20 protein-coding genes and 2 pseudogenes are annotated in these 26,212 nt (G+C 64.1%); 12 read left to right on the top strand and 10 right to left on the bottom strand.

The features are described from left to right. The first annotated feature begins 110 nt into the window (after positions 1-110). Positions 111-1,328 (top strand): annotated as a pseudogene (locus C3B44_RS10655) (thiolase family protein). Here C3B44_RS10655 and C3B44_RS10650 read toward each other — a convergent pair. Continuing rightward, positions 1,325-2,443, bottom strand: a complete 1,119-nt coding sequence (locus tag C3B44_RS10650) for an MFS transporter (RefSeq protein ID WP_108432341.1) — start codon at positions 2,441-2,443, stop codon at positions 1,325-1,327. The pseudogene C3B44_RS10655 and the gene C3B44_RS10650 sit on opposite strands and share 4 nt — an antisense overlap. Before the next feature lie 18 nt (positions 2,444-2,461). Then, positions 2,462-3,676 (bottom strand): acyl-CoA dehydrogenase family protein, encoded by a 1,215-nt coding sequence (locus C3B44_RS10645; protein WP_108432340.1) that lies wholly within the window; start codon positions 3,674-3,676, stop codon positions 2,462-2,464. A gap of 190 nt (positions 3,677-3,866) precedes the next feature. Between C3B44_RS10645 and C3B44_RS12015 the strand changes: the two genes are divergently transcribed. From C3B44_RS12015 to C3B44_RS10630, 4 genes are all read left to right on the top strand, one after another. Next, positions 3,867-4,415 (top strand): TAXI family TRAP transporter solute-binding subunit, encoded by a 549-nt coding sequence (locus C3B44_RS12015; RefSeq protein WP_235840401.1) that lies wholly within the window; start codon positions 3,867-3,869, stop codon positions 4,413-4,415. Beyond that, positions 4,334-4,978 (top strand): TAXI family TRAP transporter solute-binding subunit, encoded by a 645-nt coding sequence (locus tag C3B44_RS12010; protein WP_235840402.1) that lies wholly within the window; start codon positions 4,334-4,336, stop codon positions 4,976-4,978. Before C3B44_RS12015 ends, C3B44_RS12010 begins: the two co-directional genes overlap by 82 nt. Before the next feature lie 134 nt (positions 4,979-5,112). Further along, entirely contained in the window at positions 5,113-7,104 is a 1,992-nt protein-coding gene (locus C3B44_RS10635; protein ID WP_108432339.1) for a TRAP transporter permease, read from the top strand. Positions 7,105-7,222: 118 nt separating this feature from the next. Further along, the gene (locus C3B44_RS10630; protein ID WP_108432338.1) at positions 7,223-8,407 is read left to right on the top strand and encodes a CaiB/BaiF CoA transferase family protein; all 1,185 of its coding nucleotides are present in this window, start codon (positions 7,223-7,225) and stop codon (positions 8,405-8,407) included. A 50-nt stretch (positions 8,408-8,457) separates the two neighbouring features. On the opposite strand, the pseudogene C3B44_RS10625 reads toward C3B44_RS10630, so the two are convergent. After that, positions 8,458-9,849, bottom strand: a pseudogene (locus tag C3B44_RS10625) (aldehyde dehydrogenase family protein). Positions 9,850-10,036: 187 nt separating this feature from the next. On the opposite strand from C3B44_RS10625, the gene C3B44_RS10620 reads away from it, so the two are divergent. Next, a complete protein-coding gene (locus tag C3B44_RS10620; RefSeq protein WP_108432337.1) occupies positions 10,037-10,558 on the top strand; it encodes a gamma carbonic anhydrase family protein in 522 nt (173 codons plus the stop codon). Here the strand turns inward: C3B44_RS10620 and C3B44_RS10615 are convergent. Then, entirely contained in the window at positions 10,555-11,775 is a 1,221-nt protein-coding gene (locus tag C3B44_RS10615; protein ID WP_108432336.1) for an acyl-CoA dehydrogenase family protein, read from the bottom strand. The genes C3B44_RS10620 and C3B44_RS10615 overlap by 4 nt on opposite strands. After that, complete coding sequence (locus C3B44_RS10610) at positions 11,772-12,977, bottom strand: CaiB/BaiF CoA transferase family protein (protein ID WP_108432335.1); 1,206 nt, start codon at positions 12,975-12,977, stop codon at positions 11,772-11,774. The genes C3B44_RS10615 and C3B44_RS10610 overlap by 4 nt, the downstream gene beginning before the upstream one ends. Before the next feature lie 143 nt (positions 12,978-13,120). Between C3B44_RS10610 and C3B44_RS10605 the strand changes: the two genes are divergently transcribed. The 3 genes from C3B44_RS10605 to C3B44_RS10595 all read left to right on the top strand — a co-directional run bounded on the left by C3B44_RS10605 (position 13,121) and on the right by C3B44_RS10595 (position 15,856). After that, the gene (locus C3B44_RS10605) at positions 13,121-14,026 is read left to right on the top strand and encodes a LysR family transcriptional regulator (protein ID WP_158268631.1); all 906 of its coding nucleotides are present in this window, start codon (positions 13,121-13,123) and stop codon (positions 14,024-14,026) included. A 118-nt stretch (positions 14,027-14,144) separates the two neighbouring features. After that, the gene (locus tag C3B44_RS10600; protein WP_199222402.1) at positions 14,145-14,954 is read left to right on the top strand and encodes an enoyl-CoA hydratase/isomerase family protein; all 810 of its coding nucleotides are present in this window, start codon (positions 14,145-14,147) and stop codon (positions 14,952-14,954) included. Positions 14,955-14,965: 11 nt separating this feature from the next. Then, positions 14,966-15,856: a 3-hydroxyacyl-CoA dehydrogenase family protein gene (locus C3B44_RS10595; protein WP_108432332.1), complete on the top strand. Its 891-nt coding sequence runs from the start codon at positions 14,966-14,968 to the stop codon at positions 15,854-15,856. A gap of 98 nt (positions 15,857-15,954) precedes the next feature. Here C3B44_RS10595 and C3B44_RS10590 read toward each other — a convergent pair whose 3' ends face one another. Next, positions 15,955-17,769, bottom strand: coding sequence for a flavin-containing monooxygenase (locus C3B44_RS10590; protein WP_108432331.1), 1,815 nt, complete (start codon positions 17,767-17,769; stop codon positions 15,955-15,957). 30 nt (positions 17,770-17,799) lie between these two features. Further along, complete coding sequence (locus C3B44_RS10585) at positions 17,800-19,332, bottom strand: carboxylesterase/lipase family protein (protein ID WP_108432330.1); 1,533 nt, start codon at positions 19,330-19,332, stop codon at positions 17,800-17,802. Positions 19,333-20,044: 712 nt separating this feature from the next. Here C3B44_RS10585 and C3B44_RS11835 point away from each other — a divergent pair. Then, the gene (locus C3B44_RS11835; protein WP_108430616.1) at positions 20,045-20,284 is read left to right on the top strand and encodes a transposase; all 240 of its coding nucleotides are present in this window, start codon (positions 20,045-20,047) and stop codon (positions 20,282-20,284) included. Between the two features lie 105 nt (positions 20,285-20,389). After that, on the top strand, positions 20,390-20,875 hold the full coding sequence (locus C3B44_RS11830) for a transposase (protein ID WP_199906018.1): 486 nt from the start codon (positions 20,390-20,392) through the stop codon (positions 20,873-20,875). A gap of 392 nt (positions 20,876-21,267) precedes the next feature. On the opposite strand, the gene ahpD is transcribed toward C3B44_RS11830, so the two are convergent. Beyond that, entirely contained in the window at positions 21,268-21,795 is a 528-nt protein-coding gene (gene ahpD / locus C3B44_RS10575; RefSeq protein WP_108432329.1) for an alkylhydroperoxidase, AhpD family, read from the bottom strand. 2 nt (positions 21,796-21,797) lie between these two features. After that, a complete protein-coding gene (locus C3B44_RS10570) occupies positions 21,798-22,394 on the bottom strand; it encodes a peroxiredoxin (protein ID WP_108432328.1) in 597 nt (198 codons plus the stop codon). A gap of 217 nt (positions 22,395-22,611) precedes the next feature. On the opposite strand from C3B44_RS10570, the gene C3B44_RS10565 reads away from it, so the two are divergent. Next, the gene (locus C3B44_RS10565) at positions 22,612-23,973 is read left to right on the top strand and encodes a M20 family metallopeptidase (protein WP_108432659.1); all 1,362 of its coding nucleotides are present in this window, start codon (positions 22,612-22,614) and stop codon (positions 23,971-23,973) included. Here C3B44_RS10565 and C3B44_RS10560 read toward each other — a convergent pair. Next, entirely contained in the window at positions 23,970-25,481 is a 1,512-nt protein-coding gene (locus C3B44_RS10560; RefSeq protein ID WP_108432327.1) for an AI-2E family transporter, read from the bottom strand. The two genes, C3B44_RS10565 and C3B44_RS10560, sit on opposite strands and share 4 nt — an antisense overlap. Between the last annotated feature and the right edge of the window lie 731 nt (positions 25,482-26,212).

Below are 26,212 nucleotides of genomic sequence, written 5' to 3'. Positions count from 1 at the left end.
CAGTACCCACCCGATTTATCATGAATGTGATCTGAACAACATAATCGGGCTTAGTGCGGACTAATCTCGTGGCTCAATATGTCCCTATTTTCACACTCAAGGAGCCCACGATGAGTGACAACACAAGTGACAATAAAGCCCTTCTCGTTTCTGGTTTGCGCACCCCGGTCGGCCGCTATGGCGGCGTGCTGTCCAGCGTGCGCCCAGACGACCTGGCGGCCGCGACGATCAAGGCGGTCATCGACGAAACGGGTATTGATCCCGCAGTCGTCGACGAGGTCATCCTCGGCAACGCTAACGGCGCTGGCGAGGACAACCGCAATGTCGCGCGCATGGCGTGGCTGATCAACGGCTACCCGGACACGACCCCGGCCATGACCGTCAACCGCCTCTGCGCGTCGGGTATGTCCGCGATCAGCACGGCGGCGGCGCTCGTCGAGACGGGGCAGGCGGACGTCGTCATCGCTGGTGGCGTGGAGTCCATGACCCGCGCGCCGTGGGTGATGGAGAAGCCGGCGAAGCCTTTCGCGAAGCCGGGCGAGGTATTCGATACCTCGATCGGGTAGCGTTTCGTCAACCCGGTCTTCCAGAAGTCGGAGAAGCTGACTTACTCCATGCCGGATACCGCCGAGGAGGTCGCGCGCGTGCGCTCCATCTCCCGCGAGCGCGCCGATGCCTTCGCCGTCGAATCCCAGCGCCGCGCCTGCCAGGCCATCGAGGACGGCAAGTTCGCCAACGAGATCGTGCCCATCGAGGTCCGCGACCGCAAGGGCAACACGTCGACCGTCACGGAAGATGAGGGGCCACGTCCGGGCACGACCCTCGAGAAGCTCGCCCGCCTGCGGGCGGTGGTCAAGGACGGCACGGTTGTGACGGCGGGTAACGCATCGTCGCTTAACGACGGCGCCTCCGCCATCCTGGTCTGCTCGCAGGTAGCCGTCGAGAAGTATGGGCTCACTGCGCGTGCCCGCGTGGTGGGTAACGCGGTCGTCGGCTTAGCACCCGAGGTGATGGGCTTGGGCCCGATCCCGGCGACCCGCAAGCTGATCGAGCGCACCGGGTGGGACCTCGAGAAGGTCGATGCCATCGAGCTCAACGAGGCTTTCGCCAGCCAGTCGCTGGCCTGCATCGATGAGCTGGAGCTGGATCATGAGAAGGTCAACGCCTGGGGCGGGGCGATCGCGCTGGGGCACCCGCTGGGTTCGTCCGGTTCGCGTATCGTCATCACGCTGCTCAACCGCTTGGAGCAGGAGGGCGGTGACCGGGGCGTCGCGACGCTGTGCGTCGGCGTCGGCCAGGGCCAGGCGATGGCGATCGAGCGCGTCTAGTTCTTCTTCCAGGCCGGGTTCTTGAGCTCGAGGGCGAACGCGCTGACCATCATCAGCGCGGGGATCCAAAACGCCCAGTTCGCGGAGCTCAAGTAGACCGGCATGAGTAGTACGGGGGTGATCGACGGTCCGTAGAAGCGGAAAGCCTGGACCGTCGATAACAGCGAGGCGCCGCCCGGGGTGCGCAGCATCGAGAGGTTGATGCAGGTCTGCATGCCCTGGGTGGCGAACACCGCCACGGCCCAGCCGGCGGCGACGAGCGCGGGATGCGGCACGATCGGCAGCAGTGCCATCGCCACCGCGGAGGCCGTCGCGCAGGCCAGGAGAATGGTTTTCGGGCCGGCCCGGTCGACCAGCGCGCCGAGCGGGCGGGCTAAGAAGAACGCCGTGAGGCCGCCGCACATGATGACTGCGCCGCGCCCGACGGCGCTGGCGTCGAAACGCTCGCCCACGCTGAGCGCCGTCAGGGGAGCCATGCCGATAACCCTGATGCCCATCATGAGGCACGCGCAGCAGTGGAGAATGACCGGCCACCATAACCGGCGTCCCGTTCCGGCGGACTCGGTTGCCCCTGGGGGAGGGATGTCCGGGACCTTGATGATCAAAACCCACAGGGCGGCGGCGGTGACGATGAGATAGAGGTACTGCCAGCCCACCAGGGTGGCCAGCCCGGAGATCAGGGGAGAGGAAAACAGCCCGAAGGATTGCATCGCCGCGTAGGTGTCCAGCGCCTCGCCGAGGTGGCGGGCGGGGACGATCTCGCGCAACATGATCTGGAAGACGGGCAGGGTGAAGGCGTTGGCGAGGCCCATCGTCGTGAAGCCAACGAGGAAAAGCGCCCAGCTAGTGGAGAGCAGACAGACCAGCGAGCCGAGGAAGGTGACCGTATAGGCGGTCATGATCACCCGCCGCGGGCGCAGATTCTGCACGATGCGCGTGGAAAACAGCATCACGGTGGCGAAGGGGAACAGATACGCCGAGACCGTCAGTGCGGCCTGTTCGATCGTGATGCTGAACGTTCGGGCCACGTTCGGCAGGATCACCGCGACCGACTGGCCGGCGAAAGGGCCGATGAACCCGCCGAGATAAACCGTGGCTAGCTGGAGTCTTCTCATACAAGCAACTCGTGGAGGTTAACGGAAGGCGGCTTCCCCCGTGAGCTTCTGGCCGAGAATGAGGGTGTGGACCTCGTCGGTGCCTTCGTAGGTGCGCACCGACTCTAGGTTGCTGGCATGACGCAGCGGGGAATAGTCGACGGTGATGCCGTTGCCACCGAAGATGGTGCGGGCCTCCCGGCAGATTTCGATCGCCGCGCGGCAGTTCGCGAGCTTGCCCACCGAGATCTGGTGCAGCTCCATCTTGCCGGCGTCCTTGGCGCGGCCCAGCTCCAGGGCGAGAAGCTGGCCCTTGTTGAGCTCGAGGGTCATATCGACGAGCTTCTTCTGCGTCAGCTGGTAGGCGCTCAGCGGCTTGTTGAACTGCAGGCGCTCAGCCGAGTAGTCGAGCGCGGCCTCGATGGAGTCGCGGGCGGCGCCCATCGCGCCCCAGGCGATGCCATAACGGGCCTCGTTAAGGCACATAAACGGGCCCTTCAGCCCCGGGTTGTTCGGCAGGAGGGCGTCGGCCTCGACCGTCACCGCCTTGAGCTCGATGTCGCACTGCAGGGAGGCGCGCATGGACAGCTTCCCGGTGATGGCCTCGGCCTTAAAGCCGTTCGTGTTGGTGGGGACGATGAAGCCGCGCACCATAACGCCGTCGGTCTTATCGCCGGTGTCCACACCTGCCGCGATCAGGTCCTTTACCGGGACGACCGCCCAGATGATGGCCACCTGCGCGATGGAGGCCAGCCCGATCCAGCGCTTCTGGCCGTGGATCACCCAGCGCCCGTTGACCCAGTTGGCCTGGGTCTTCATGGTGCTCGGATCCGAGCCTGCGGTCGGTTCGGTCAGGCCGAAGCAGCCGATCACCTTGCCGGCGGCCATCTGCGACAACCAGTGTTTCTTCTGTTCCTCGGAGCCGTGCTTATAAATGGCCGACATGGCCAGAGAGCCCTGCACCGAGACGACGGTGCGCAACCCGGAGTCGCCGGCCTCCAGCTCCTGCATGGCGATGCCGTATTCGACCGCGCTGCGCCCGGCGCAGCCATAGCCCTGGAGGTGCATGCCGAAGAGCCCGAGTTCCGCCATCTCCGGTAAGAGCTCGGTGGGCAAGATGGCCTGGTCGTACCACGTGCCGATGTGGGGGCGGATACGGCGATCGACGAACTCGGCGACCTGGTCGCGCAGGGCGATCTCTTCGTCGCTGAAGCGAGATTCCACGTTCATCAGGTCGGTGGGGTGCTTAGGCATAGCTATACCTCCAGAAAGGGCCTAGATAATACAGGTCTGCTAAATGTGACGCAGAGCACGGCTCCACTGTATAACTCCGTGTCCGACATTTCGGCGAAACTGTTACCTCCTTGCGCATAACGCAGGTGATTATTTCCGAAACGGCAATAATCGCCGAAGACTGTGCTTCGGTACTAAAAAGTGTCCTATAGTGACTGGGATCACTTCACCGGCCGTGGTGAAAGCGGCCGGTACGGATGTTCCGACGAAGGAGGACGTTCATGGGGAAGTCGATAAGCCGGAGGCCTTCCTGAAAAGCGCCGGAGCACTCGGAGTCTTGAGCGCCCTGTCGGGGTGCGCCCGCACCACCGTGCCCGCCGATAGCGCCCTGCCCCAGCAGAGCGTGTGGGTGACCTACCCGGCCGGGACCGGCACGTATAACGACATAGCGGCGATCGCGAACACCGTCACGGCCGAAAGCGGCGTGCGTGTGCGCCTGATGACCGGCGATACCGGCATCGCCCGCATGGGGCCGCTGATCTCGGGCACGGCCCAGTACTCGCGGGCAGGAGACGAGTACTTCTATGCGTTCGAGGGTGACGACGAATACGCCTCCCAAGTGTGGGCCCCCAGCCCGTGCGGCAGATTTGGGCGCCGCCGGGCAACTATGGCGTGGCGGTGCGGGAGGATTCCGGCATCGACACCGTCGAAGACCTCAAGGGCAGGCGCTGGCCGCGGCTCATCGCGTCGACGTCGATGAATCGCAAGCTGGAAGCGATCCTCAACTTCGGTGGCCTCACCTCGGCGGACGTGGAGCTCGTCGACATCTCCTATTCCGAGCAGGTGGAGGCAATGAAGACGGGGCACATCGACGCGTTCTACCAAAACGTGGTGGGCGCCGCCGTCGAGGAGCTCGACTCCCAGTACCCGATCAAGTGGCTCAACCTCGGCGGCGGCTCCCCGGAGCAATACGCAACATGGGAGCGGCTCGCTCCCATGGTCATACCCGGGGAGTTCACCCACGGCGCCGGCATCGAGCCGGGTGAGGTGGGCGTCAACATGCAGTACTCGATTCCGCTGACGACCCTGGCTGATCGCCCCAAAGACGAGGTCAAAGCCCTCTTGGGGCTCATTAAAGACAACTACGACTCCTACAAGGACGCCACGCCTGATGCCCACATGTTCGGCGTGGACGAGGTGCTGCTCTACCCCTCGTCGTCCCCTTCCACGAGGGTGCCGTCGAATTCTTCCAAGAGGTCGGACGCTGGACGCCGGATCTGCAACGCCGCAACGACGCGCTGCTCGAAAGGGAAAAACTCATGACTGACGCGTGGCCGGAGTTCTGGGCGAAGTATCCCAACGACGCTAACCCGGCCGAGGAGTGGTTCGAGTGGAAGCGCGAGAACCTGCCGTCGCTACCGCCGGTCAACGATGTCTAAAAGGACAAAGAGGTGAACATGTCATCTACGGCCACCCACGCCGCCGAAACTCCTGAAGCCCCTGTAAGCAGCGTCGATCCGCCGAACCCGCGGCTGACGGCGTTCTGGAAGGTAGTCGTTATCGTGCTCACGCTTCTCGGGGTCGGCGGCACGATGAACCAGGTCTTCTTCTGGGATCTTTTCGGCCTGTCCTTGCCAACGAACTCCTTCCTCTACCTCATCGCCGCTTGTTTCTTGCCCATCGTCTTCATCGTCTATCCCCTGCGGAAGAAAGACGCCGAAGAGGACACCTCGCCCCCGCGGCCGGGAGTGCCCTGGTATGACATCGTGCTCATCGTGGCGTTCATCGCCATGGCCCTGTGGTTTACGGTGAAAGGCCCGGTCATCACCGAGTTCGGGTGGTCCCTGGTCGCCCCGACGAGCGCCAAGGTGCTCAGCGTCCTCTACTGGCTCATGGTCTTAGAGATGCTGCGTCGCGCCGCGGGGCTCATCGTGGCCGGGTTGGCGGCGCTGGTGTCCATCTACCCGATGTTCGCCGGCGAGGTCCCCATCGTGTTCTTGCAGGGAATCACCTATGATCCGGTCACCCTCGCCCAGGTTCACGTCATGGGCACCGAATCCATCCACGGGCTGCCGCTGCAGACGGCGGCCACCATCCTGGTTGGGTTCATGCTCTTCGGCGTGGTGCTCCAGCACACCGGTGGCGCGCTCTTCTTCAATGACCTCGCGATGGCTATCTTCGGCAAGTTCCGCGGGGGATCCGCGAAGGTCTCCGTCGCCAGCTCCGCCTCGATGGGCATGATGTCCGGCTCCGCTGTCTCCAACGTCTTGACCACCGGTCCCATGACGATCCCCGCCATGGTCAAGGCCGGTTTCAGCCCGAAAACCGCGGGTGCGGTGGAGGCGACCGCCTCCTCGGGAGGCTCGATCACCCCGCCGATTATGGGCACCGCGGCTTTTCTCATGGTCTCCTTCGTCGGCGTCCCCTACACCGAGGTCCTCGTGGCGGCCACGATCCCCGCGATCCTCTACTTCTTGGGCATTTATATCCAGGTCGACGGCTATTCGGCCCTGCGGGATCTGCGCGGCACGCCCAAAGACCTGCTGCCGAAAATCCGCGACGTCCTCGTCCAGGGCTGGCCGTACATCATCGCGCTGGCGCTTCTAACGGTCATGCTCATGACGATGCCCTCGGAGGCACAGGTGCCCTTCTACGCCATCGTGCTGCTCATCGGCATCGCGCTGATCCGCCCGTCCGTGACGTTCGGGCGGCGCGAGATCGTCGAGATGCTTCTCGACGCCGGCAAATCCCTCGGACAGATCATCGGCATCATCGCTGGTGTGGGGCTGATCCTCGGCGGGCTCTCGGCCACGGGGGTGGCGCTGTCGCTCTCGCGCGACCTCATCGTCCTAGTCGGCGAGAACCTGATCCTCATCCTCATCGCCGGCGCCGCCGCCTGTTTCGTCCTCGGCATGGGGCTGACCATCTCCGCCGCGTATGTCTTTCTGGCGATCGTCATGGCCCCGGCGATCACGGCGATGGGGGTGCCGCCGATCGCGGCGCATCTGTTCATCATCTACTGGGCGTCGGTCTCGTATATCACCCCGCCGGTGGGCTTGGCCGCGTTCGCAGCCGCCGGTATATCGAAGGCCTCGCCGATGGGCACCAGCATCGAGGCGATGAAGTTCGGGGCCGTGAAATACATCGTCCCGTTTGGTTTCGTGCTCAACCCGGCGCTCGTCGCTCAGGGCAGCCTGGCCGAGATCGCGATCGCGTTTGTCTGCAGCATCGTCGGCGTGTTTGCGCTGGCGGGGGCGTTTTCCGGATACGTCCAGTTCGTGGAGGCGCGGATTCCTCTCGTTTTGCGCGTGCTCATCGGGGTGGGCGGATTCCTCATCTTCTTGCCGCAGTATTCGATCACCCTCGCCGGCGTCGGTCTGATCGCGGTGGCGCTCGCCGGGGCGTTCGTGATGAAGAGGCGCGCCGGGGCGGGGGCCGTGAGCAATTAAGCACGTCCGGGTATTAAAAGTTCCCCATTAAGTATTGGACAGCACACAATAGTGGTGTTTATATGAAGCGCATCACTACTTTGAAGGTTGTGGGAGGAGTAACGTGACCTTTCAGCATATGACTCAGCACTCGGGATCCGGTCCTCTCGACGGAATTGTGGTGGCCGATTTCTCGCGCGTGTTGGCCGGGCCTTATGCCACCATGATGCTCGCAGATCTGGGGGCGACCGTGATCAAGGTCGAGGCGCCGCGCGGGGACGACACCCGCTACTTCACGCCGCCCAGCCGCGAGGGCGTGAGCACCTACTACCTGTCGGTCAACCGCAACAAATACTCCATCGTCTTGGATCTGTGCGACCCAGAGGATCTGGAGACCGCCTATCAGATCCTCGACCGGGCGGACGTGTTCGTCGAGAACTTCAAGCCCGGTAGCCTCGGCAAGTTCGGCCTCGCCCCGAAGGACGTGGCCGCACGCTGGCCGGAGATGATCCACGCCTCGATCACCGGCTTCGGCATGGAAGGCGGCGCCGAGCTGCCCGGCTATGACCTCCTGGTGCAGGCGCTCTCCGGGCTGATGCACGTCACCGGCTCGGCCGACGGTCCACCGCAGCGCGCCGGGGTGGCCATCTTCGACGTGATCACCGGCATGCACGCGACCATCGGCATCCTGGGCGCGCTCCAGGAACGCCATGTCTCCGGCCGCGGCCAGCGCATCGTGCTAGACCTGCTCTCCTCTGCCCAGTCGGCGCTGGTCAACCAGACCACCGGCAACGTCGCCTGCGGCAACGAGCCGATGCGCATGGGCAACGAGCACCCGAGCCTCTACCCCTACGGTCCTTTCGGGGCTTCCGATCGCGACATCATCATCTGCATCGGCAATGACACGCAGTTCACCCGCTTCTGCGAGCAGCTCGGCATGCCGGAGGTGGCCGAAGACGAGCGCTACCGCACCGTGGATGCCCGCAACCGCAACCGCGCGTCCTTGAAGGAGCTGATCGAAGAGCGCCTCGGCACGAAAACCGCCGCCGAGTGGTTCGCCGCCTTCCGGGCCGTGAAGATCGCCTGCGCGCCGATCTTCACCGTCGGCGAGGGGGTCGACTTCGCGGAGGGCCTCGGCCTGCACCCGGTGGTGAAGATCAAAGATGGCGACGACGAGGTCCCGCTGATTAAAAGCCCGATCCGCTATAGCCGCAGCGCGATCAACTATCGGAAGGCCCCGCCGCGGCTGGGTGCCGATAACCAGAGCGTGCGCGAGTGGCTCGGCCAGACCGCGCCGCGTGTCTCTGCCCAGGTGGAGGCCTAAAAGTATCCCCGGATCCTCACGAGAGGGTCCGGGGGTACTCTTATGATCGCCTAGGGGCGCTGGACCAGCTCCTTGTTGGCGAACTCGTTGAAGCCAAAACGGCTCAGCTCGCGGCCGAAGCCGGAGAGCTTCACGCCGCCAAAGGGGAGCTCCGGGCGGGACTGGGCGGTGGCGTTCTGCCACACCATGCCCACCTCGAGCTCGTTGGCCAGCTGGTCGAAGGTATCGTCGTCTTCGGTAAACACCGACGCGCCGAGGCCATACGGGGACTTGTTCGCCGCCGCGGCGGCCTCCTCGATCGTGGAGAAACGATACGCCACGGCGACCGGGCCGAAGGCCTCCTCGCTGTCGATGCGCATCTCTTCGGTGACGTCGGTGAGCAGCATCGGCTCGAAGAAGTTCGACTTCTCCCCGGCGTTATCCCCCTCGCCCGGCACCGGGCCGCCATCGATGGCGACGGTGGCCCCGTGGGAGACGGCGTCGTCGACAAGCGACTGCAGATCCGACAGGGCATCCGCGGAGGAGAGGGGCCCGAGCTGGCTGTCCTCGGCCAGCGGGTCGCGCGGGGCGTAGTGCGTGTATTCCTCGCGCAGCTTCTCCAGGAACTCGTCGTAGACGTCCTCGTGGACGAACAGGCGCTTCGAGGCGGTGCAGGCCTGGCCGGTGTTGCCCAGGCGGTTGGCCGCCGCGCCCTTGGCGGCGAGGGCGATATCGGCGTCCTTGCACACGATGAGCGGGTCGGAGCCGCCGAGCTCGAGTACGCACTTCTTCAGGTTGCGCCCGGCGGCTTCCGCGACGGCGGCGCCGGCGCGCTCCGAGCCGGTCAGGGAGACGCCCTGGATGAGCGGGCTTTCCAGCGTGCGCGAGACCTGCGCGTTGGAGATGAATACGTTGGTGTAGACGCCGTCGGGGAGTCCGGCGCTCTTGAGTACGTCCGCGATCGCCAGCGCCGAACGCGGGCAGTTGCGGGCGTGCTAGATGATGATCGTGTTACCCAGCCCGATGTTTGGTGCCGCGAAACGCGCGACCTGGTAGAAGGGGTAGTTCCACGGCATGACCCCCAGCAGCGCGCCGAGCGGCTGCGTGCGGATCACTGCCGTGCCCTTGCTGGGGAACTCGAGCTCCTCGTCGGCCAGGAACTTCTCGAGGTTGTCGGCGTAGTAGTCGAAGATGTTGGCCACCAGCGCGATCTCACCCTTAGCCTGGGCGATCGGCTTGCCCATCTCCTCGGTGATGATGCGGGCCAGCTCGTCCTGGCGGTTGCGGTGCTCGGTGGCGATCGCCCGCAGCGCCTCGGCGCGCTTGGTCGCCGGGGTGTCCTTCCAATCGCGGTAGGCGCTGTGCGCACGGTTGACGATGTCGGTGAGCTCAGCGTCGGAAATTTCCGGGTAGGTGGCGAAGACCTCGCCGGTCGCCGGGCTGAGAGAGGTGTAGGTTCCCATGTACATCCTTTCGCTCTGGCAGTGATGTGGGTTACATTATTGTGTCGTCCGGCGTATGAAACAACCGTTTATTTATACGCAGTTGGCAATGATTTCCCCTGTGAAACGTATTGCGCGTCACAGTCCTACAGTGGGAGGCCAAGACTTAAAATCGAGCCGGAAGCGAACTCACGGAGGCGTAGTCGAGATGACCATCTATCCCTACCAAGGCAAAACTCCCCAGATTCACCCCAGCGCCTTCATCGCGCCGGGCGCGATGATCATCGGCGATGTCACGATCGGGCCGGATGCGTCCATCTGGTATAACTGCGTCCTGCGCGCCGACGTCAACCGCATCGTCATCGGCGCCCGCTCCAACGTGCAAGATGGCACCGTCATGCACGTCGACAGCGATGCGGAGTACGTTCTTGGCGACGACACCACCGTCGGCCACCAGGCGCTCGTGCATGGAGCGCGGGTGGGCGACGGCGCACTCATCGGTATGGGCTCGCGGGTGCTGTCGCGCTCGGTGGTGGGCGATGGGGCGCTCGTCGCCGCCGGTGCCGTCGTGCTGGAGGGCTCGCGGGTGCCGGCGCGCTCGCTCGTGGCGGGGGTGCCGGCGAAGGTGCGCCGCGAGCTGGGCGACGAAGAATCACGCGCCTTCATCCCCCACGCCGCGCGCTACGTCGAGCTGGCCCGCGAGCACGCGCAGCTGCGCCCGAGCGATTAGCGCTTGCGGGCCTTTTTGTTGGTAAACGCCGAGATGTCGGTGATCTCGCGGCCGACGATGAGCGCCTGCATGGAATCGGTGCCCTCGTAGGTGGAGACGACCTCCATGTCCGTGAGGTGGCGGGCGACGTGGTTTTCCAGCAGCAGGCCGTTGCCGCCCATCATGTCGCGGGCCTCCCGGCAAATGGCCAGTGCCTTGCGCGAGGTGGTCATCTTGATCAGCGACGCCATCGGGCCGGTCACCGCGTCCTCCTCCTGCAGCTCAGCCATGCGCAGGGTGAGGAGTTGGAGCTGGGTGACGTCGGAAAGCATCGTGGCGAGCTTTTCCTGCACCAGCTGGAACGCGGCGATGGGGGAGCCGAACTGCTCGCGCTCCAAGGCGTAGCTGCGCGCGATTTCATAGCCGGCCATGGCGTGGCCGACGGCCTCCCAGGACGCGCCGCCGCGGGTGGCGGCGAGCACCTTGTTGACGTCCTTGAAGGAATCGCAGTTCTGCAGCCGGTTGCTCTCCGGGATGCGCATGTCGGTGATCGTGATATCACCCTGCAGGATCGCCCGCTTGCCGATCTTGCCGGTGATTACCTCCGGGGCGTATCCGGCCGGGTAGTTGCCGTCGGTCTTCTCCACGACGAAGGCCTTGACCTGGCCGTCGGCCTCGTCGCGGGCGTAGACCACGATGACGTCGCCGGCATGCCCGTTGCCGATCCAGCGCTTGTGGCCGTTGAGTACCCACTCGTCGCCCTCGCGGCGCGCGGAGGTCTCGAGCGAGACGGAATCGGAGCCGTGCGTGGGCTCGGTGAGCGCGAAGGCGCCGGTTTTGTTCAGCTTCGCCAGATCGGGCAGCCAGCGTTCGCGCTGCTCATCGTCGCCGAGGATGTAGATCGAGCCCATGCACAGGTTCGAGTGGACGCCGAGGAAGGTGTTGATGGAGCCGTCGATACGCCCCATCTCCCGGGCGACGAGTCCAGCCTGGCGACGCGTGAGCCCCGGGCATCCGTAGCCCTTGATGAAGGTGCCGATGATCCCGAGCTCTGCTAGCTGCGGCAGGATCTCATAGGGGAACTCGGCGCGCTCCCAGTAGTCGTTGATAATGGGGAGCACGACGTTCTCGCCGAAGTCGCGTACGCGGTCGCGGATGGCGATGTCTTCCTCGCTGAGCTGGCTATCGAGCAGGAGGAAGTCGGCGCGATCCAGGCCGGAGGTGGTGTAGGTGCTCATTGTGTGTGGTCCTTTCTCGGTGTGGTGGCGATCCAGTCGCAGATTGCTGCGTTGTCAGCGTTGAGGGCGGGCGGGGCGAGGCGGTAGGCCGCCGGCGTGCGCCCGAAGGTGATGGGGTTGGCGACGGTCGGGTAGGCACCCGGTTCCTCAGAGCTCCAGACGGGTTCGAGGCCCAGCTCGGTGGCGTAGTCGATGCCCCCGCCGACGGTGAGGATGGGTGCGCAGCAGATGCCGACGTCGGAAAGCTCGGCGAACCATTCCTCGACCGTCTTGGCCGCGAGGCTTTCTTCGATCGACGCCCGCAGCGCCTCGCGGTGGGCGTTGCGCAGCTCCATGGAGGTGTAGCGCTCGTCGCTGGCCAACTCCGGGGTGCCGAGCGCGGCCATGAGCGTGGCGAACTGGGTGTCGTTGCCACAGCAGATGACGATTTCGCCGTCTTTCGCCGCGAAGGGGCCGTAGGGAAAGAGGCTCGGGTGCTCGTTGCCCATGCGCATCGGCTCGTATCCGGCGGCGGTATAGGCCGCGGTCTGGTTGACCATCGCAGACAGTGCCGAGGACAGAAGGTTCACCTCGACCGACTGGCCGGCATGCTTCTGTGTTAGCCCGCGCTCGTGCAGTGCGGCGAGGATGCCGACGGCCGCGTGCAGGCCCGTAAAGACGTCGAAGATGGCGAAGCCGGCGCGCTGGGGGCCGCCGCTGGGCTCGCCGGTGACATGCATGAAGCCGGAGAGCGCCTGGACCAATAGGTCGTAGCCCGGCATGCCGGCGCCGCCGCGGGTGCCGAAGCCCGTGATGGAGGCGTGGATGAGGTTCGGCCAGCGCTCGCTGGTCTGGGAGACATCCAGGCCGAACTTCTTCAGCCCGCCGGGCTTGAAGTTCTCGACGAGCACGTCCGCCCGGTCCACGATGTCGTAGGCCGTCTGCAGGTCCTTGTCGTCTTTGAGGTTGAGGCAGATGGACTGCTTGTTGCGGTTGATCGAGAGGTAATAGGAACTGATGGCATCAACCGACGGCGGCATCCACTGGCGGGTGTCATCGCCGCGGGCCGATTCGATCTTGATCACGGTCGCGCCGAGGTCGGCGAGGATCATCGTGCAGTAGGGGCCGGCGAGCACCCGTGAGAAGTCGACAACGACGATCCCGTCTAAGGGGCCGGGAGGAGGGCTGGCTGCGTCCCGGGCCCGCGTCAGAGAATGGCCCATGTCACCTTCCTTGTCATTTAGTGGTCTGTATCATAAAATCACAGAAGATTATTGCCGTCCAATACTTAACGTGTAGGCTATTGATACTTGAAATGTAAAGAAGTCTCGCGGTGCAGAAACGCTGACGAAAGAGGGTGCATGCCGTGGAGGTATCAGAAGCTCGCGCGTTTTTGGTGCTCGCAGAAGAGCTCCACTTCGGCCGAGCGGCAGATCGTCTCAACATTGCTCAACCGCCGTTGAGCAGGACCATCAGACAGCTGGAGCGCAGGCTCAAGGTCCAACTCTTCGACAGAAGCACGCGCAAAGTCGAACTCACCGTGGCCGGGGCCGCCCTCGTGGAACCGGCCACCAAGCTCGTGGAGGCCGCCGATGCAGCCGTGCGCGCCGCCCGCGACGCCGCGGCCGGGACCACCGGCGTCATCGCGCTCGGCTTCGCTAACGCTTCGATGCGCAAGACCGTGACCTCGATCGCGCGCGCCGCTCAGAAGTATCTGCCGGGCGTGTACCTGGACCTGCACTCTTCGCTACTGTCCGCCCAGGGTTTAGAAAAGCTGGTCTCCGGCGAGATCGACTGCATGATCGGCCGGTGGAACACCGTGCCCGCCGAAGTGCAGGTGGCCCACCTCTTCCGCGAGGAGATCGTGGTGGTGGTCTCGGATACTCATCCGCTGGCGCGCGAGAACCGCTCGTCGGTAGCCATGTCGGAGCTTGCCGAAGAACAGTGGATCACTCTCAAAAGCGGCCCCGGCGCGGCGCTGCAGACCAAGTTCTCCACGCTGGCGCGCCGGGCCGGGTTCATTCCTTCGGTGCGCTCCACCGCGCCCGACTCCTGGACCATGATGGTCCTCGTCGCTGCCGGGCTGGGTGTGGCCATCACCCTCGACACCGTGCGCGATAACACCAACGAGGATCACCTGCACTACATGGCCCTCAAGGAGGAGGACCGCTACGTCGACGTGCAGCTGGCGTGGAAGAAGGAGAACAAGAACCCCGCCTTCCACAGCCTGCTCGAGGTGGTCAAGGGCATGCCGCCGGAATGCCTGCGGTAAATGGCCAACCGTGAACGATTAATACGTACGCGGTACTAATGCGTTCAGCCTGCTCATTGTGATGCCAGACACCCTTAAGGTGACAATTAACGCAGTATCACAGTTAAAAGGAGGCTACGTGGACTACACCATCGTCTTAAGAAGCGATCAGGACGCGGTAGCGACGTTGACGGTCAACCGACCCGACAAGATGAACGCCGCCAACCGCGACGTGCTCGACGAACTCAACGCCCACCTCAGCGACATCGAGGCCGACGACAGCGTCGAGGTCGTCATCATCACCGGCGAAGGCGATAAGGCGTTCGTCGCCGGAGCAGACATCAACGAGCTCGCCCGGCGCGAGCCTCTCGACGGCCTCGAGGCCTACATGCAGCGCACCTACACGCGCCTGGCGGGCCTGTCCAAGCCCACGATCGCCGCCGTCAACGGCTACGCCTTGGGCGGCGGCTGCGAGCTCAGCCTGGCCTGCGATATCCGCGTGGCCTCGGACAACGCCGTCTTCGGGCTGCCTGAGACCGGGCTGGGCATCATCCCGGCCGCCGGCGGCACGCAGCGCCTCGTGGAGCTTCTCGGCCGCGGGCCGGCGCTCGACATGATCATCACCGGTCGCCGCCTCAGCGCCGAAGAGGCCCACCGCTGGGGCCTAGTCACCTACCTCACCGACGCGGAGGCGCTGATTCCCACCGCGGCGAAGGTGGCGGAGCGCATCCGTCGTAAAGGAATCACCGCCGTGGCCCTGGCCCGCCAGATCGTGGCGCACACCGCGAAGGGGGATACGGACAGCGGCATGTTCATCGAACGCCTCGCCCAGGCCGTGCTCTATGCCACGGCAGAAAAGCAGGAAGGCGTCGAGGCCTTCCTGGACAAGCGCCACCCCGACTTCGCCTCAGTCAAAGGCCAGCACCGTTTTACGTCCGCTAACAACTAAAAGGAGCGCACATGACTATCAACAACGTCACCGTCATCGGTTCGGGAACGATGGGATCGCAGATCGGCATCGTCGCCGCGTTGAACGGTTTTCGCACCACCATCGTCGATATTTCCGACGACGCCCTCAAAGCCGCCGACGAGCAGCTGCGCTACCGCATGGGCCGCGACGTGAAGAAAAAGCGCCGCAGTCAGGCGGATGTCGGCGCCGCCTTCGAGCGCCTCACCCTCACCACCGACCAGGCGGAGGCGGTCAAGGACGCGGACATCGTCATCGAGGCGGCCGTGGAGAACATCGAGATCAAGCGCAAGCTCTTCGCAGAGCTCGACTCCCAGGCGCCCGCGCACGCGATCTTGGCCACGAACTCCTCCAACATCGTCTCCTCCCGCCTGGCGGACGCGACCTCGCGCCCGGAGAAGGTGTGCAACATGCACTTCTTCAACCCGGTGCTGGTCATGGAGGCCTGCGAGGTCGTCGGCCACGACCAGACGAGTGAAGAGACCCTCGATACCGTCGCCCAGCTGGCCACCGACATGGGCAAGAAGGTCATCCGGGTGAACCAGGAGATCCCCGGGTTCATCGCGAACCGGCTGCTCGCCGCCCTGCGCACGGAGGCGCTGAAGCTCTACCAGGGCGGCTACGCGAGCTTCGAGGACATCGACATCGCCGCCACCGCCGCCCTGCGCCACCCGATGGGCCCCTTCGAGCTCATGGACCTCGTGGGCATCGATGTCGCCTATCTCATCCGCAAAGCGGAATACGAGCAGACCGGTGAGCAGGAGTCTTTGCCCTCCCCGGCGCTGGAGAAGAAGTACAACAGCGGAGAATACGGACGTAAGACCGGCCGCGGCTGGTACGTCTACGACGAGGAAGGCAAGAAGATCGGGCCCAACGAGGGTTAAGGGTTTTTCTGCGGCTGCAGAATCCTAAAGGAGCCCCCGCTCTCCTAGAGAGCGGGGGCTCCTTGCCGTGATGCGGTCCTAGTTGCCGTGATGCGGTCCTAGCCGCCGAACTCGATGCCCTCGAGCTCATCCGCATTACGCCACTGCTTCATGAGGTTGAAGAAGGCTTTCTTGCCCTTCGGATAGCCGACGCTGCGGCGCGCGGCGAGGCCGATTTCGCCGCCCTCGTTGTTGTAGTAGCCCGGCGTGCACTCGGGGTCGTCGCCCACCTCGCCCTCGGCCATCAGGTACTCGACCCAGTCGTCCTCGGCTTTTTGGGTCGCCTCAAAGGTCTTTTTGCCGGCGTCGAGAGTCCGGTCGACTACGGCGGCGAGGGCGCGCGAGCCCTCGTAGTAGTTCTGCGAGACGTTAGAGGTCAAAAACGCGCCCTGGACGGACTGCTGGAAGAAGAAGTTCGGGAAATCCCGGGTGAAGTAGCCCATGTAGGAAAGCATTCCGTCCTTCCACTTGTCGCGGAGGTTGAGCCCGTCACGGCCGACGATGTCGAAGAAGGCGTCCTTCGAGGCGTTGCGGTTGTACTCGAATCCGGTCGAGTAGATGATGACGTCGGCCTCGTACTCCTTGCCCTGCACCATGACGCCGTTTTCCGTGATGCGTTCGACGCCCTGGCCATCGGTGTCGTCCAACTCGACGTTGTCCCGGTTGAAGGCCTGCAGGTATTCGTCGTGGAAGCCGGGGCGCTTGCACCAGCGCCGGTACCATGCCTTGAGGCCGTCGGCGGTCTTCTTATCCTTTATGACCTCGTCGGTGCGGTCGCGGACGCGCTGCTGCATGTCGTCGTCCCATTCGAGCATGGCAGAGCGGAACTTCTCCGGGGTCATCTCTCCATCGACTGCGCGGAGGTATTCGGAGAGGGAGGTGCCGATGTGGGTCCAGCCGTCGTCAAGCAAGTCGACCGCGTCGGCGGGCGGGATGTTGCCCACCTTGTACTCCTCGACGAGATCGAGGAAGTTTTCGTAGATTTTCTGCTGCCAGCCCTCCTCCTGGGTGAGCTCGTCCCACCAGTCGTAGTTCATCGGCCCGTTGTCGCGGACATCGACGGCGGTGGGGGTGCGCTGGATCACCAGCAGCTTCTTGGCGGAGCGGGCGAGTTCCGGCACGATCTGAATGGCGGTGGCGCCCGTACCGATGACAGCTACGGTCTTGTCCGCCAGCTTGTCCATACGTGGGTCGTCGGGGCCGCCCCCGGTGACGTCGTAGCGCCAGCGGGCGGTGTGGAACCAATCGCCCTTGAAGTCCTTCATCCCGCTAAACGACGGCAGGCGCGGGACGTTCAACGCCCCGAGTCCCATGCTGACGAACTGGGAGGTGAACTCGTCTCCGCGGTTGGTGGTAATCCGCCAGCGCTTGGCCTCTTCGTCCCACGTCACGCCGGTGACCCGGGTGTGGAAGTAGGCGTCCTTGTACAGGTCGTAGTGGCGGCCGATGCGCTGCGCGTGGGCGAAGATCTCGGGTCCGTGTGCATACTTCTCGGTCGGCTTGTAGCCCGTTTCCTCGAGAAGCGGCATGTAGACCACCGACGCGGTATCGCACATGACTCCGGGGTAGCGGTTCCAGTACCACACGCCCCCGAAGTCGCCCGCCTGGTCGAGGATGCGGATTTTACGCCCGGACTTGCGCAGCTCGGCAGCGGACATGAGCCCCGCCCAGCCGGCGCCGATGATGGTCACTTCCACGTCGTCGTGAAGCGGCTCGCGCGGGGTGACCTCCTTGTAGGGGTCCTGTGAGTCGGGGTTGATGATGTTTTCGATGCGGACGTAGTCATCTTCCTTCTTGCCGCGCGCGGCCTTGCGCTTGTCGCGCTCCTCGGCGTACTTCCGGCTGAGTTCTTCGTGGTTGAGGGTGGTAGTCATGGGATTTCACGGTCCTTTCTTAAGGTCGCTTTAGCGGTAGTCTTCCCAGGTGGACAGCAGTTCTTCGTCGAGGTCTTCGGCTACGGTGAGCCCGTTGGCATCGAGCACACCGGTGGTGGTTGTCTCGGCGTCGAAGTACGGCTTCCAACCCGGATCGAAGTTCTTGATGAAGCTCACCCACGCCCCGTGCGCGGCCGCGACGAGTGTTTTTGGCAGGTCCTCGCCGGCCGTGGCCTTCGTGGCCTGAGTGTCGACGCTGTTGAACACGAAAGGCAGCTCGAGCATGTGGTACGCGCCCAGCAGCCCGCCGAACTTCGGCGAGGCCCACGTGAACTTGTAGCGGTACGTCGGGGCGGAGTAGTTCTTCCGCCGCTTGAGGAAGTCCCTCAGCGGCAGCTGAAACTTCCACATATCGGTGAAGGTGGTGAGGCTGGCGCCGGGGTGCGGGTTGGCCTCGTCGGTAGCAAGCTTGGCGACGGCCTCCGGATCCGCCGCACCCGCCACCCGCGCCGCCTTCACCACGTGCTCGGCGGTGGCATCTTCGTATAGGCCCTGGCCGGCGACGAACATCGTGCCTTCGTCCTGGTTGGTGCCGATGAGCACCGGCACGTCGAGCGCCTCGCCCGCCGACAGCACGTCGAGGGGGTGCTGGGGCAGGACGTCGCCGTCGATACTCGGCTGCCAGGTCATGCTGTGCCCGGCGAGGTCTGCGTAACGCTCATCGCCGGCGGCCTGGCCGATCTCCGCCTCGATCTCGGCGGAGGCCTGCAGGATCTGCTCCTCCGGCAGGGAGCCTAGGGCTTCGGCGGTCGGTTCCACGCCGAGGGACTCGGCAAAACGCTTGCCGACGGCCACCGCCCCCTCCTTCCGCACCACATTGTGCGCGGCACCCGATTCGAGGATCGCGGCGTGGAACAACCCCTTGGCCTTAGGCGAAGCCAGCAGCGCGCCGATGCTCATGGCGCCGGCGGACTCCCCGCCCACGACGACGTGCTCAGGATCGCCCCCGAACGCCGCGATTTGGTCGCGCACCCACTCGAGCGCCGCGATTTGGTCGCGCAGCATGTTGTTCGACGTGCCGTCTTCCAGCTGGATGCCACCCTCCGCGCCGAGGCGGTAGTTCAGGGTGACCGCCACGATGCCCTGGGCGGCAAAGGACGCGCCGTTCCAGGTCTCCGAGGCGCCGGAGCCATGGCGGTAGGCGCCACCGTGGATGAACACGTACACCGGCGCCTTGCCCGCGGTGTCCGGGGTCCACACGTTGAGGTTCAGTCGCTCGTTGCCGGCGATCAGCGGATTATCGACGATCGCCAACGCAGCCTCCGGGTACTGATTCTGGGCGGCGGTCGGGCCGTAGGTCTCTGCGCTGAGCTCGCCCTGCAAGCGCGCCGGGGCCGGCGGGAAAAACCGCCTCTCGCCGGTCGGTGCCTGGGCGTAGGGGATCCCGTAGAAAGCGGTAACCTTCTGTGCCTTGTCTGCCTCATCTGCCGATGCTCCCGGCGAGGCAGGGGCGTCAATGGTTCTACCGCGAATAATACAATCAGCAATTTCGACGGTGCTCATCGACTTCCTCTCTGTGTCAGATTCTGTGTCAGATGGATTCGAGGTATGTCTTCCGGTGTCTCTTCCGGTCTGTTCGCGGCCGTTCAGGCAACGTCTGTGATGTGCGTTCCCTAAAACTGTGGCCGTGATGTACAGAGCACACTAATCAAAAAAGTGATCTAGGACTCACTAAATTCGGGCAAGTGGGGCATTAATGACAAAATCGCGGAGCTTTGTTCCGGCGTGATTATTAAAGATGGGGGTTGTGGGGTTGTTGTGGGTTCGTGTGGTTGTGGGTTCGCGCGCAAATGCTTGAAGGGAGATGCTTGTAGGGCGCGTCCTTCAAGGTTTTGAGCGAGAAAATGGGGCTGCGGGGCTGGGGGTGGGATTCCGTGCGAGCGTGGTGCTACCGCGTCATGTGCTACACATGCCTGTGCCGGGTACAGCGTTAGTGCGTTTTCGCGTCATGGAATTCAGTAGCGCCGAAAGGGCTACCGCGAAGCGCTGTGCTTTCGAAAACCAAGCGAAGGCATTGCCTTCGTGCGCCTGGTCGAAAGGATCCTCATAGAAAGGGCTCTCGCGAAGTCGAAACCAGTACTCTTTTAGGGCTGACTCATTTCGACCAGCGATATCGCTGCATGTAAACGAAGGGCGTCTTGCTCTGGCCCTAGGGCGTGTCTGACAATTGAGGGAAGCGTGGCATGGGACCCTGGCTCCCGTGTCGCGTTTTCACATGTTGAGTGATGCCCAGTGGGAGATGGTCGAAGAGCTTCTGCCCCGTCGCACGGGGAGAAAAGGCCGACCGTTCTCCGATCCCCGGCAGATGCTCGAGGCCATCCTCTACTGCCTTCGGGCAGGGATCGCGCGGTGTGACCTGCCCGCCTGCTTCGGGTCCTGGCAGACGGTCTACACCTGGCACAACCGGATGGCCAAGGACGGACACCTGGGACGTGATCTTTCAGCGACTTCTTAGACAGGCCGATACGGAAGACCTGATCGACTGGTCGGTGTCGGTGGACTTTGACGATCGCCCGGGCCCATCAGCACGCCACGAACATCACGCGGGTCACAGGGGGCTTTGTCGAATTACAACAACCTGCTGGCCGAGCCGCCTGATCACGCGGTCGGCCGATCACGGGGTGGTCTGTCTACCAAGGTCCACGCCCTGGTCGACGGCCATGGCATGCCCCTGACCATGATCGTTACTGCGGGCCACCGCGGTGACTGCCCGGTGCTGATCCCGTTGTTGAAACGCCTGCGGGTGCCCGGGATGGTGGGCCGACCGCGCACCCGGCCCGATGAACTGCGCGCGGATAGGGCGTATGCATCGAAGGCTGTGCGCAGGTATCTGCGCGAGCGCAAGATCACGGCGACGGTCCCGGAGAAGAAGGACGTGATCGCCGTCCGGAAGCGGAAAGGCTCGATGGGTGGGCGTCTACCGACGTTCGATGCGCAGTCCTACAAGGGCTGCAACGTGGTGGAACGGTTTTCGGCAACCTCAAGCAGTGGCGGGGTGTGGCAACCCGGTACGACAAGCTCGCGGTTGTCTACCGGGCCGGCGTGATGGCTATCGCCGTCATGACCTAGCCGAAGAAATTGTCAGACACGCCCTAGGCGGTCCGTCACGTTTGCGCAACATTCCGACCAAGGGGAGTACTGCGATTCCGAAAACCAAGCGACGGCATCGCGTTCGTGCGCCTGGTCGAAAGGACCCTCATAGAAAGGGCTCCCACGAAGTCGAAACCAGTACTCCTTTAGGGCTGACTCATTTCGACCAGCGATAGCGCTACATGCAGCCACCGCCACCACAACAAGCAACCACCGCTACAGCCAACCACCACAACAAGCAACCACCGCTACCGCCGTATGCCCCCTCAACCAGCCCGTACCCGTCCCCCAGAAAAGTGAAAAACCGCCCAGGGAAAACCCTGGACGGTTTTAAACCGAAGCTAAAGCTTAGCGCGAAGCCTCGATCTGGACGGTCTGTGCAACCGCCTGAACGACGGCGGCGACCTTGACGGCCTCCCAGACCTGCTCCTTGGTCAGGCCACCTTCGCGGACGACCTTCTCGTGGGCGATCACGCAGTGGTGGCAGCCGTTGATGGAGGAGACGGCGAGCTGCCAGAGCTCGAAGTCGGTCTTCTCCTCGATGCCGGGCTTGGAGATGATGTTCATGCGCAGGCCGAACTTGGTCTGTGCGTAGTCATCACCGAGCCAGCCCTTGGCGCGGTAGGCGACGTTGTTCATCGCCATGACGGTGGCGGCACCGAAGGCGGCCTCGAAAGCCTCGTCCGACAGGTGCTCCTTGGCCTCTTCGGCGATCTCGGAGATCACGGTGTCGTTGCGGGTGGCTGCGGCGGAAGCCAGCAGGGTGCCCCACAGCTGCTGCTCGTTGAGCTCGTTGGAACGGGTGAGGGTTCCGATGTTGAGCTTCTGATCCTTGGCGTACTCCGGAAGGGAGTTCTTCAGGTTCTCGATCGACATGTTTACTTCAGCGACTCCTGTACGACGTCCATCTTGTTGATGTTCTTGGTCGGGTCGTTGGCCTCCCAGTTGCAGGCGCAGACCTCTTCGGACTGCAGAGCGTCGAGGACACGCAGGACCTCGTCGACGTTGCGGCCGACAGCGTCCGGGGTGACGGACACGAACTGGATGATGCCGTCCGGGTCGATGATGAAGGTTGCGCGGTCGGCGACGCCGTCAGCGTTCTCGACACCGAGGGTGCGGATCAGGTCGTGCTTGATGTCGGAGAACATCGGGAACGGCACGTCCTTGAGCTCCTCGTGGGTGGCGCGCCAGTTGAAGTGGGAGAACTCGTTATCGGTGGAGCCACCCAGGATCTGGGTGTCGCGGTCCTGGAACTCCTCGTCGAGCTTGCCGAAAGCAGCGATCTCGGTCGGGCAGACGAAGGTGAAGTCCTTCGGGTAGAAGAAGACGACCTTCCACTTGCCCGGGTACTTGTCCAGGGACACGTTCTCGAAGTAGTCATCCGGCTGCTGGGCGTTGGCCTCTGCCAGGTTGCCGCCCTTCAGGGCGAGGAGCTCGAACTCCGGGAACTTCTCGCCAACGGTCATGATGGCCATGTTGGTACCTCTCTCACTGGATAGATAACTGTCGGTAATGTTCGGGTGCAGGTCCAAGCCCGACGATACTCAATTATCGGTGAGTGGGGTCGGAGCTTGATCCGCACAGTGACTCCCAGCATAGAGCGTTACCCCGGTATCTGCAATAGGTTGGCGAAAATTTATAACTAAATCCATAATCTGCCTGGGGTTCGGAACAGTACGTATCGTGGACGCCATGTCCCACACCCCGCGCAACCGCCCCTCGACGACGTTTCTCGACGCCACCAACCGCGCCATCCGCGAACGCATGGCGCGCACCCGGCGCCCGGATCTCGACGGCCACTGGGACCACCCCTACCAGCAGCAGCTGTGGGAGACGGTGGATAACTATGTCGAGATTTTAGGCCCTGAACTGCGCGACCTCGCCTTGGATCTCCATGCGCACCCCGAGCTCGCCTTTGAGGAGCGCCGCTCGGCGTCGGCGGTGGCACGCGTCGTCGAAAAGCATGGTTTCGCCGTGGAACACGGCGTCCATGACGTGGCGACCGCCCTGCGCGCCGAGTGGTCGTCGCCGGGTTTCGGCGCCGCGCAGCACCCCACTATCGCCGTCATGAGCGAGTACGACGCCCTGCCCGGCATCGGGCACGCGTGCGGGCACAACCTGATTGCGGCGAGTGGGGTGGGGGCGTTTGTGTCGTCGGTACGCGCGCTGGAGGCCGCGGGTATCGACGCCCGCGTGGTCTTCTTAGGAACCCCCGCCGAGGAGGGGCACTCGGGCAAGGAGTACATGATCCGCGGCGGGATGCTCGAAGGCGTCGACGTCGCCGTCATGATGCACCCCTTCAGCTTCGACATCGCCTCGCACGCGTGGGTGGGCCGGCGCACCCTGAACGTGACGTTTAGCGGCATTTCGGCGCATGCGTCGTCGCAGCCTTTTATGGGTCGCAACGCGCTGGATGCCGCGACGCTCGCCTACCAGGGCATCGGGCTTCTGCGACAGCAGATGCCGCCGTCGGATCGACTGCACGCCGTCATCGCCGAAGGCGGCAACCGCCCGAGCGTGATCCCGGATCGCGCGCGGATGGACATCTACGTGCGCTCACTGATGGTGGATACGCTGCTAGATCTCTCCGCGCGTATCGACGACATCCTCCACGGCGCAGCGCTCATGGCCGGCGTTACGGTCGAGCGGGTCTGGGACGTGCATCCGATGAGCCTGCCGATCCGCAACAACCAAACCCTCGCGTCGCGCTGGGCGGTCACGCAGGCCCGCCGCGATCGGCTGGCCCTGCCCGCCGGCGTCGTGCCCGACACGCTCGCGGCCTCGACCGACTTCGGCAACGTCTCCCACCTCGTGCCGGCGATCCACCCGATGGTCAAGATCGCCCCGGAGGGTGTTGCGCTGCACACCGAGGACTTCGCCACGTGGGCGCGCAGCGACGAGGGCATCCGCGGGCTTATCGACGCCACCGCCGGCCTCGCCCAGGTCATCACCGACTGTGCGGCAGACGAAAAACTCCTGCTTGATGCCCAGCAGGAGTTTCGCGACGCCGGCGGCGAGCGCTCAGTCAGAGAAATGCTCGCCCAAGAGTCCTAGCTCTTGTCCGGCTTGTTTTCGTCGTAGGGCTGTTCCAGCCACTCGCCCTCGCCGTCCGGGCCGTTGGGGTCCTGGATGCGGTCGGTGGCGACGGCGTCCTCGGCGACCTCCGCGTCCAGTGACTTGCTGGCGGCGGTCGACCCGGAGCCCGAGGGCTTACGCGGTCCGATCGTGGCGAGGTGCTCGCGCACGGCGTTGAAGGCCTCGCGGGAGGTCATGGTCTGGCCGGCGGCGGTGGCGATCTCGACGTCGTCGACGGTGATCTCGCCGGCGCGCAGCGCCACCATCTCGGAGTGGTAGCGGACCCACACCGCCAGGGCGGCGGCGATCGGCACGGCCAGGAAGGCGCCAATGATACCGAACAGTGTCGAGCCCAGCGTGACCGACAGCAGCACGACGGCCGCGTGCAGGTTCATAGCCTTCGACTGCAGGATCGGCTGCAGGACATTGCCCTCGATCTGCTGGACGGCGACGATGAGGATGAGGGCGAAGATGGCCGTCGTGAAGCCCTGGGTGACCAGCGCGATGATGACAGCCAGCGCACCCGCGGAGAACGCACCGACGATCGGGATGAAGCCCGCGAAGAACGTGATCACAGCCAGCACGAACGCCAGCGGAACGCCCAGGATCCACAGGCCGATGCCGATGAACAGGGCATCGATGAAGGATACCAGCGCCTGCGTCATGATGAAGCCGCTGAGCGTGTTCCACGTGCGGGTCAGTACCTCGCTGAGGTGCCAGCCGGTGGTGGTGCCGGTGCAACGACGCAGCATCGGCAGGAAGCGGTCACCGTCTTTGAGCATGAAGAAGGTGATGATCATCATGATCACCAACGTCACCACCACGCTGCTGATGGCGGACACACCCGCGAACACACCCGACGCGATGTTCTGTGACTGCTCCTGGAGGAAGTTCAGGCCGTCCTCGATGAGCTGATCGAGATTGAGCTCCGCGGTTCTCAAACCGAAGGGGTTGGTCTGCAGCCAATCGGTGAAGTCCTCGACCGCCCGGACCATCTGATCCACGATCGCCGCACCCTGATTGCGCACCACCGGGGCCATCGCTGCGAACACGCCGCCGACGATGAGGAAGAACCCCAGAATCGACGTCAGCGCGGCGAGAGCGGCGGGGAACTTCCGGTTGCGCAAGAAACGCGTCGTCGGCCACAGCACCGTGGACACCAGGATCGCGAGGATCACCGGCAGCAGGCCGACCCAGATATAACTGAGTACCTGGCCGGCCAAGTACAGCGCCACCGCGATGACGATGAAGCGGAGCGCCCACCCGGCGACGACCCGACCGTCATGGCCGATAATCGCCGAGCGGTCATACTTCTCATCCGCAGCCGAGACCGCCGGCTGGCGCGGATAGTCCGTGCCCGGAGCCTGGCCCTCTACGGAATCGGGCAGGGTGTCGGCGAAATCCTTCTTCGGGGTCGCGGAGTGGCGGGGAGAATCTGGCTTGCGGCGCTGGTCATCCTGCGCGGCAGAGCGGCTGTGCTTGTTCATCAGTGTGGAATTATGCCACCTTTCTCCCTTGAGTAAACTCGGTTGGTTTGGCGGGGTTGGGGTGTGGTGGCGCTTGCGCTTCTCGGTGGGCGCATTTGGTTCGGTTCGGTGGATACTCGTGCCTCAGCTTTGGGGGGGCGTTCCCGTGACGCTCTAGCGCGCTATGGGTGGCGGCGCTGTGGATGTGGTGGTGGGGTGTTGCTGGTGCGCCGCTGTGGCTGGCGGGGTTGACGGGGCGCCTGGACTGCAGCACAGAGCGCGGGCGCTGGCCGAGTGCTTATAGTGCGTTAACGCTGGTCGAATTCACCCTTATAGAAAGGGCTCTCGCGCGGTCGAAACCAGCACTCCTTTAGGGGTGGCTGTTTTCGACCAGCGCTAGCGCTTTACAGGTGGCGGCGCTGCGGATGCGTTGCCCGGACGTCGCGGAGGCGCCGCTGTGGCTGGCGATGTGCACGGTACTGACGGGGCACCTGGACTGCAGTACAGAGCGCAGGTGCCGGCCGAGCACCAATCCAACTCCAACCCCACGAACCAAAACTTGAGCCGACCTCTATCAACCGTAATGTAAATCACATCCCACCAAACCATAACCCCTCTAGCCAGTGCAGACGCAAAGGCTTGAGCCTGCCGGGAATAACCTTAAGCCCTAAGCGTTGAACAGATCGAAAAGGTTGAGTCGCCCAGGCTCAAGGGGCTCTGCTACAGTGGTCCGCGGAAGTTGAGCCAGGGGT

This window comes from Corynebacterium yudongzhengii (assembly GCF_003065405.1).
Classification (GTDB): domain Bacteria; phylum Actinomycetota; class Actinomycetes; order Mycobacteriales; family Mycobacteriaceae; genus Corynebacterium; species Corynebacterium yudongzhengii.
The sequence above is the reverse complement of the archived record's forward strand: the minus strand, read 5'-3'. Positions and strand labels throughout refer to the sequence as shown.

Excerpts from the sequence above, each read along its gene's own strand:
- C3B44_RS10650 (WP_108432341.1), bottom strand. The coding sequence starts at position 2,443 with ATGAGAAGACTCCAGCTAGCCACGGTTTATCTCGGCGGGTTCATCGGC.
- C3B44_RS10645 (WP_108432340.1), bottom strand. The coding sequence starts at position 3,676 with ATGCCTAAGCACCCCACCGACCTGATGAACGTGGAATCTCGCTTCAGC.
- C3B44_RS10635 (WP_108432339.1), top strand. The coding sequence starts at position 5,113 with ATGTCATCTACGGCCACCCACGCCGCCGAAACTCCTGAAGCCCCTGTA.
- C3B44_RS10630 (WP_108432338.1), top strand. The coding sequence starts at position 7,223 with ATGACTCAGCACTCGGGATCCGGTCCTCTCGACGGAATTGTGGTGGCC.
- C3B44_RS10620 (WP_108432337.1), top strand. The coding sequence starts at position 10,037 with ATGACCATCTATCCCTACCAAGGCAAAACTCCCCAGATTCACCCCAGC.
- C3B44_RS10615 (WP_108432336.1), bottom strand. The coding sequence starts at position 11,775 with ATGAGCACCTACACCACCTCCGGCCTGGATCGCGCCGACTTCCTCCTG.
- C3B44_RS10610 (WP_108432335.1), bottom strand. The coding sequence starts at position 12,977 with ATGGGCCATTCTCTGACGCGGGCCCGGGACGCAGCCAGCCCTCCTCCC.
- C3B44_RS10595 (WP_108432332.1), top strand. The coding sequence starts at position 14,966 with ATGACTATCAACAACGTCACCGTCATCGGTTCGGGAACGATGGGATCG.
- C3B44_RS10590 (WP_108432331.1), bottom strand. The coding sequence starts at position 17,769 with ATGACTACCACCCTCAACCACGAAGAACTCAGCCGGAAGTACGCCGAG.
- C3B44_RS10585 (WP_108432330.1), bottom strand. The coding sequence starts at position 19,332 with ATGAGCACCGTCGAAATTGCTGATTGTATTATTCGCGGTAGAACCATT.
- C3B44_RS11835 (WP_108430616.1), top strand. The coding sequence starts at position 20,045 with ATGTTGAGTGATGCCCAGTGGGAGATGGTCGAAGAGCTTCTGCCCCGT.
- ahpD (WP_108432329.1), bottom strand. The coding sequence starts at position 21,795 with ATGTCGATCGAGAACCTGAAGAACTCCCTTCCGGAGTACGCCAAGGAT.
- C3B44_RS10570 (WP_108432328.1), bottom strand. The coding sequence starts at position 22,394 with ATGGCCATCATGACCGTTGGCGAGAAGTTCCCGGAGTTCGAGCTCCTC.
- C3B44_RS10565 (WP_108432659.1), top strand. The coding sequence starts at position 22,612 with ATGTCCCACACCCCGCGCAACCGCCCCTCGACGACGTTTCTCGACGCC.
- C3B44_RS10560 (WP_108432327.1), bottom strand. The coding sequence starts at position 25,481 with ATGAACAAGCACAGCCGCTCTGCCGCGCAGGATGACCAGCGCCGCAAG.